7 protein-coding genes are annotated in these 7,184 nt (G+C 53.9%); 4 read left to right on the top strand and 3 right to left on the bottom strand.

What is annotated here, in order from left to right:
- The coding region (locus AC2FIR_RS10015) for a hypothetical protein (protein WP_496762266.1) at positions 1-333 on the top strand (333 nt) is incomplete at its 5' end.
- Between the two features lie 437 nt (positions 334-770).
- A complete protein-coding gene (locus AC2FIR_RS10010; RefSeq protein ID WP_170619879.1) occupies positions 771-1,700 on the top strand; it encodes a hypothetical protein in 930 nt (309 codons plus the stop codon).
- Positions 1,701-1,758: 58 nt separating this feature from the next.
- Here the strand turns inward: AC2FIR_RS10010 and AC2FIR_RS10005 are convergent, their stop codons facing one another.
- Genes AC2FIR_RS10005 through AC2FIR_RS09995 form a run of 3 tightly spaced genes read right to left on the bottom strand, consistent with a single transcriptional unit; the run spans position 1,759 to position 5,390 of the window.
- Positions 1,759-3,531 (bottom strand): GMC family oxidoreductase, encoded by a 1,773-nt coding sequence (locus tag AC2FIR_RS10005; protein WP_496762263.1) that lies wholly within the window; start codon positions 3,529-3,531, stop codon positions 1,759-1,761.
- A 33-nt stretch (positions 3,532-3,564) separates the two neighbouring features.
- Positions 3,565-5,178 (bottom strand): site-specific integrase, encoded by a 1,614-nt coding sequence (locus tag AC2FIR_RS10000; protein ID WP_496762260.1) that lies wholly within the window; start codon positions 5,176-5,178, stop codon positions 3,565-3,567.
- Positions 5,175-5,390 carry a helix-turn-helix transcriptional regulator gene (locus AC2FIR_RS09995; RefSeq protein ID WP_496762258.1) on the bottom strand — a complete coding sequence of 72 codons (216 nt, stop codon included), beginning with the start codon at positions 5,388-5,390 and terminating at the stop codon, positions 5,175-5,177. Before AC2FIR_RS09995 ends, AC2FIR_RS10000 begins: the two co-directional genes overlap by 4 nt.
- Here AC2FIR_RS09995 and AC2FIR_RS09990 point away from each other — a divergent pair.
- Together AC2FIR_RS09990 and AC2FIR_RS09985 are read left to right on the top strand one after the other, a co-directional pair.
- On the top strand, positions 5,379-6,056 hold the full coding sequence (locus AC2FIR_RS09990; RefSeq protein ID WP_496762257.1) for an abortive infection family protein: 678 nt from the start codon (positions 5,379-5,381) through the stop codon (positions 6,054-6,056). The genes AC2FIR_RS09995 and AC2FIR_RS09990 overlap by 12 nt on opposite strands.
- Positions 6,053-7,174: a type I restriction endonuclease gene (locus AC2FIR_RS09985; protein WP_496762256.1), complete on the top strand. Its 1,122-nt coding sequence runs from the start codon at positions 6,053-6,055 to the stop codon at positions 7,172-7,174. Before AC2FIR_RS09990 ends, AC2FIR_RS09985 begins: the two co-directional genes overlap by 4 nt.
- Positions 7,175-7,184: the final 10 nt, after the last annotated feature.

Genomic DNA, 7,184 nt, shown 5'->3' with positions numbered 1-7,184 from the left:
AAAAGTTTAGCGAAGGCCGTGAGTCGTTCCACCGAGGATCCGTTTCTTCCGTACCGGCTTTATCCCCTTTCGATTGCTCACATGATGGCAGGTGATAAGCAACTCGCGATCGAAGCAATATCAGACGCTACTGAAATGCGCCCCTACTGCAGACACTTTTGGTTAGTGAAGGCGTGGATACTCAGGAAGTCCGGAATGCACCCCAAAGCAGAAACTGCTGCAGAACGTGCGGAAGCGCTGTCAGAAAAAGCGGATATCCTCGCACAAAATCTTCATCTGCCTGACCCCATCAGAGAGGCTATAGGGTTGCCAGGTGAACCGATCCAAGCATAGAGGCTTAGATGGGTTACTAGAGCGTAGGCTAATAATCGAATGGCAGATATGTAAGACGTTCTCGCCTTTCGATATTCTACCACGACCCAACCTAAAGCTCGCTATCTACATTCACCGCGGGCGACGAGTTGCGTCATTTTTCAGGGTCGCTTTGGGCTCGAAGCTGTCACCTGCCACTTTTTGTTGGATACGGGTTATCAATGCGGAGCGGATATTGCGGCGACGGGTTCAATTCACATTGCTGACTGGTATTCCCCAATTTAGGACCCTTCTTAGGCGGTTAAGGAAGCAGTTGGGGGCGAGACCCTCACAATCGAGACCAAATTGCCTAACAGCAAAACAAATATGGCAAAAGGCGGGGCATTCTTATCCCGGCAATGCTAAGCTTAAGGGACATCGCTAAGTCTTCCATTTTATCCGACAAATGAGCCTGTACATTGAGACGATTTCTTGCTTTCGCGGTGTTTTCAACTGCAAGTTCAACTAGTCCATCCAATGCTCAAAGCGTGGACCCTGATGCCTCTGAGGCTGCAGCGCGAGCGGCTTTGTCCGTCTTGAGTATCGCCGCCACCCCAAACGAGACTCTATCCTCGTTTTCTTTTCTTGATGCTTCCGGAGGTGCCAAGAGTCTACGCTCGACGCAACTGCGAGGAGGTTACAAGCCACTTGAAAACGGGCTGTATGTAGAGGGTCTTGTTGCCTATCAAAAATATAACCCGGTACTCTTCTTTCCAGAGATCGCCCCCGGCACTGAGTTGGATGTAACTTGGTCAAGCGTGGCAGCAACGGTCGGCATCGGTTGGGAATTTCCATTGGTAAACGAGTGGAAAGTTCGTCCGGTCGGACATCTTTCACTTGGCCAAGTGACTGCGGATGCTTTTCTTGGCGGCTTTCCATTGCTGCGTTCGGCATCTAGCTCCAACGATTTGATCGACGGAGACTTAAACGCATTCGGGGTTGGTGCTTCGCTTGGTATCTTCCGAGAGGCGCAATTTGGATCGTGGCAGGGGGAATATCGTATCCGTCAAACATTCTTGGATTTTAACCCGATCAACGAGCCTGAGGCTGGGAACGCAAGTGCGAGTTCAAACCAAACAACCCTGTTCTCACGTCATCGCTATCCGCTGGAAAACGTCAATCTCTTCGAACTCCCAACACAACTCGTTCTGGATGCTGGTGTTGTGCTGTATCACGGCGACAGTGCAACCGTTCTTGGCACCGATTGGCTGGCCACAGCTGGCGTAGGACTTGAGATTGATACTCGCCTGACCGGTCTGCCAGCCGTTCAAGCGGGACGTGTGATGTTAAACGGTGTAGTTGCCGAAGGATTTTCCGGTTTTTCGATAGGCTTCGGTCTGCGGTTCTAGGTCGGGGCCTGATCCTGTCACAAAAAATCGGTTGTCTGATGCTTAGCAATTATTTCACTCAAACGCGCCCAGCGATCATGTCGGCAGCTTTTTCAGCAATCATAATCACCGGCGCGTTGGGGTGTCCGGTGTTCATTTGCGGCATCACAGACGCATCGGCAACGCTCAACCCTTCAAGCCCGTGCACTTTCAAGTCAGGAGCTACGACGCAATCATCGCTTTGCCCCATCCTGCAACTGCCAACGGGATGAAAGGACGTCGACGAAATCTCACGAATGTCCGCAAGAAGTTCTTCGTCGCTCTGGGCGTCCGCCCCCGGAGATATCTCAACCGGATTAAGCTTCGAAAAGGCTTCCTGTGATACAATCTTCCGCGCTTCCTTGATGATCGAGCGCATCAGATCGACATCCGCCGGGTCGCTTAGATATCCAGGATCGATAATGGGCCGATCCAATGGGTCGTTTGATGCAATAGTCACACGCCCTCGACTCCAAGGACGGGTCGGAAAACCAGAGATTGTGAAACCGTGGCGATCCGGTGGGCGATACTCCGGGGCTCCCAAGCTTATGAAATATGGGATCATAAGCAGTTCTATGTCGGGAATATCGACATGGGGCCCGGATCTCAGAAACGCACCAGACTCAAAGTGGTTCGTTGTCAGGGGACCGCGCGACTCCTCCGAGTAGAGGCGCTCAACCTCTGCCGCTTGCTCTGCGCTTCGGCCATAGAAGGTCAAAGGCTGATCGATTTCCCAACGGGCGCGGTAATGGAAGTGATCCTGCAGATTTTCACCCACGCCGGGCAGGTCATGCTTTACCCGGACTCCGACATCGTTCAAAAGGTCTGCAGGGCCAACTCCTGAAAGTTGCAATATCTGAGGTGAGCCTACGGCCCCCGCCGCCAAGACGGTTTCCTGTGCAGTTGCATGGTTCAGTTCTCCCTTGGCAAGATAATTCACACCGGTCACAGAACTGCCCTTAAATTGCAACGACATAACCGTCGCACCGGTCACAACGGTCAAGTTGGGACGCCCCATCGCCGCGGAGAGGTATGTCTGCGCGGTGCTGCCCCGCCTGTTCTCTTGCAAGGTCGCGGGGAAATAACCACAGCCGTCCAGTTCCATGCCATTCAGATCGCCATTAAATGGAATCCCGGCCTGCTGGCAGGCTTCTATAAATGTCTCGGTTAAGGGCGACCGCTCGCCTGGCTTAGTCACAGTCAGCGGGCCGCCGTCCCCATGGATCGACGGATCTCCATCGATTTCCCAATTCTCAGCCTTCTTGAAATAGGGCAGCACACCGTCCCATCCCCAGCCCGTTGCGCCCATTTGGGACCACGTGTTGTAGTCTGCCGGATGCCCGCGCAGGTATATCATGTAGTTTATCGAACCAGTGCCGCCGATACATCGACCGCGCGGATAGGCGATCTGGCGTCCCGAAAGTTCGCCCTGCGGAGTTGTCCGAAAGGCCCAATCGAAACGTGTATTAGTGAGAGCGCCAAATTTTGCGGGTGTGGAAACCCGGGGGTCGTCGTTCGATCCACCGGCCTCTAATAACAAAACGGAACGCTTCACATCTTCGGTCAAACGAGCGGCGAGGACGCATCCAGCACTTCCGGCGCCAACGATAATAACGTCAAAACTATCCGTCATGACAAAACCCCAAACTACCAATCTGGAAAGAGTGGCGGACAGTCTGCCCTTTATCAAGCAACACATTTTGCGGAGGTTGGGTATGTCCGCTTTGGGCTCATAGCCGACGTACGCTGCTATCTGAAGCAATGACCGTTTGGAGCAATCTGCTGCACTTTCCAAAGTCTGCTTTCCGCGCATCTCTGCCGTTCGTGGCCAGCGCAGCAATTGCCCCTACTCCAGCACCTCATTTCCGTCGCGAGCAGCCGCACGCCTTTCGGCTAGACGTTTGGCCATGTTGTACTCGTCACTGCCGCGTTCGAAGCGGCTTTCATAGAAGTCGAGCACCATTGCGTTTTCCTTGGCGGTCAGCAAACCACCAGTAGAAAGCCCTTCAATAATGCTGCGACGTTGCTGGTCCGACATTTTCCCATAGTAGATTTCCGTGATTTTTTCGTTCGTATGGCCGAGGTTTAGGGACCAGGCTTTGCGGTCTTTGGGAGAGGTGCAAAGCTCATCCCCAAGTGCCTTGAGTGTATCACGAACGGAGTGCGGTGTGCATTTGCGTCCGATCTGGGAGGTGGCGAGATCAAAGGCACAACTCACGGCTGAGGAGGATTTCATAGGGGGTACGGGGCTGATCTCTGGACCTCGTTGTTTCAGATGTGCAAGCTCAGGGAAGATAGCGTCGTCTTGGGTGAAGCCCAGTACAAATAACTCCGAAAGCCAGGATACAAGGACCTCTTGGAAGGCTTCAGTACGCGGGAAGAAAACACTGCGAAAGCTCTTCCCATTCTTCGCGCGCATTTCTAAGGCGTCCTGAACCAGCTCCCCTTTATAAAGGTCAATATGTTTCAGTCTCAGGGTAGAGAGCGCTGCGGCACGTAACCCACTGGTGTAAGCACAAGCCACCATGGCACGATCACGACGCTCTGCAATTGTGCGATCTGGCATCTTCTCCAACATCTTTTCCGCCTGCTCGATCGTCAGATAGTCGCGATCATCACGCGGCAGGGTTTTGGCGTGTACCGCCTTTGGAAGCTCCAGATAGAGCGGGATGTTTTGACTCAAACGCTTGTAGCCATCCTGAAGCCGTAGCCATTCGAAGAACTGGCGAACCTGCGAAGCGTGGTGCCGGATGGTAGAGTTACCCAAACCGCCATGCTCTTTGAGCGTTTGGCCAAGATTGACCAAATGATCACGAAAGTCTGCGGCGTCCTTTGGCGTGACCTTGTCGAAGGCTTTGCCTCCTAGGAAAACCTCCAGCATGCGGATGCTCCGCAGATGGGCGCGTTTGGTCGAAGTCTCGAAGCGCCCAGCATAGATTTGCCACTCATGCACGATCCGATCGTTTGTCGGATACCAAACCGTCTCGCGAAAGTCGGGTTTATTCCCGGTATCAGCTGGGATCTCACAATTACTTTCGTCTATCAGAGCCAGGCTGGTACCCGACATTAGGCATTTTTCTATGCTGTCGTATTCTGACGCTTTCAGTAACTTTGTTACCTGGGCATCGCACGTAGCGCAGACACCCACCGCCATGAACCTATAACTGGAGGTTGTCATCAGCGAGATCGACTGAGGAGCGGGATAACCTGCGCTGCCGCAGCTCAAACAATTGAACTCACCCTGTTTTAGTTTAGCGAGCGGTTTGCGCTTCTGGCCATTGTGGTAGCGTTGCAGCTCAGCCCCACGAAAAACAAAAGGGCGCAGATCGTCTGATTTCCGCAGGCCGGATTTCATCCAGTCGGTGATGGCATTACGGCGAACATTGTAGATTTTGCATAGTTCATCTACCGAATAGACTTGGTCCTGGCAGACCTTCACCTTGTAGTGGGCCCGTGTCATGCTTCGTGCCCTGCCTTGCGACTTTTCTTTTTGGTTTGGCGTGATGCTTCAGCCAGTTTTTTCTCAAACGCGAGCAGGCTGGATAGGCGCCAGCGACTGCTGTTTGGGGGCAGTTTGATCGGTGCAGGTAGAACACCAAGCTCCACGCGTTTCCAGACTGTTTGGCGAGCGATGCCGAAGCGTTTGCCTGCCGTGAGTTGATGGAAAGCCATCCGGAATCTCTTGTTATTCGCCAGCAGGTGGAAGCGTTGGAAGACGCGATGCCAGACAAGCCTGGCATCGCCGTGTCCTTCTGCCGCACCCTGATCGAAACCACATGTAAAACCATTCTGGTAGATCGTGGCCAAGCACCAGATGGCGCTTGGGAAGCTCCAAAGCTCATAGCTGAAACAACCAAATTTCTACACCTCGGCATTCACGATGACGGGCACACTGACCCCACTTTGAAGAACGGAGCAGAGAAGCTGTTGCGTGGGGTCAACTCGATCATCGATGGCGTCATGGAAATCCGCAATGCCCATGGAGCGGCGGCTCATGGATCAGATGCCTACGCACCGATGCTCGACGCGCGCTATGCTGAAATTCTCGCCCGAGCGACAGATGCTGTCGTCGGGCTATTGTTCAAGACCCATCTAAACGGCTCAGGTAAAGCACCGCTGGCGCGTTTGCGATACGGCGATCACAACGACTTCGACGAATGGATCGACAGTGATTTCGGACCGTTCGAAGTGCTCGAAACGCCACTCGTCGCAAGCGAAGCTTTGTTTCGAACTGATAACAACGCCTATCGGGCAGCGCTTGTCGTCTTCAAACAAGAGCAGGACACCATCCAAGAACAGCTGGTGGAAAACCCTGATGGAGTGGAGGTCCAGGCATGAAGGAAGATATCGTCGAACAGGCCGCCCTAGGTTGGTTTGAATCTCTTGGCTACGATACCGCGCGTGGTGCTGATATCTCTGTTGGCGCAGACTACCCCTTGCGCGAGTCATACGAAGACGTCGTGCTTTTACCCCGTCTCAAGGCGGCGTTACGCAAACTGAATCCAAACTTGCCTGAGGATGCCATCGGACAGGCGGCGACGCTTGTGTCCCGCCCTCCAGAACCAACGCTTGAACAGAACAACCGCTGGTTCCATCGCTTGCTGGCGGATGGCGCGGACGTTGACTATCGAACTGTGGAAGGCGAAACGCGCGGCGACAAAGCGAAGTTATTCGACTGGCACAATTTGTCTGCGAACGACTTTCTGGTGGTTCGCCAGCTCACCGTAAGGAATGGTGAACATACCCGTCGACCCGATCTCGTGATCTTTTTGAACGGCCTGCCGGTCGCCGTGATTGAACTGAAAGACCCCACAAACGAAGAAGCGACTCTCTGGACAGCGTTTGATCAGCTCCAAGACTACAAATCCGCAGTCCCCGCGCTCTTCGCTTACAATGAAATCCTTGTCGTCAGCGATGGTGACCAATCGCGAGTTGGCTCTCTCACAGCCGATCAGGATCGGTTTACGCCTTGGCGTTCGATCAAAGACGATGGGTATCCAGGCGCGCCGACGCTGGAAACCGTGATCACAGGCCTGTTTCGCCGAGATGCTTTGCTGGACTACTTGGCTCACTGCATTGTTTTCGAAGAAGACGAACGTACCGGTCGTATCATCAAAAAGATTGGCGGTTATCATCAGTTTCGCGCGGTTCGCAAAGCGCGCGAACGGGTGACACTGTCCCTCAAGCCGGAAGGAGATGGACGTGGCGGCGTCGTCTGGCACACGCAGGGCTCCGGCAAGAGCCTGACCATGCTGATGCTCTCGGGCGCATTAATTGGGGATACAGCGGCCTGCTTCTCTTCGCCGAGCCCTGCCTCCGGCCCGACTGTGCCGGCCTTTTCTAGTCAATTCGAAGCGAACGTCAATCGGAGATGGGGCGTTTTGAGAAAAACTTGCGCTCCTCACTCCAATGTGGCCGCTGTGCTCTCGACCCTGTGTGGCCTGTTAGCTTGGTGAGACGGGATGC

This window comes from Ruegeria sp. CDSB136 (assembly GCF_059610965.1).
The sequence above is the reverse complement of the archived record's forward strand: the minus strand, read 5'-3'. Positions and strand labels throughout refer to the sequence as shown.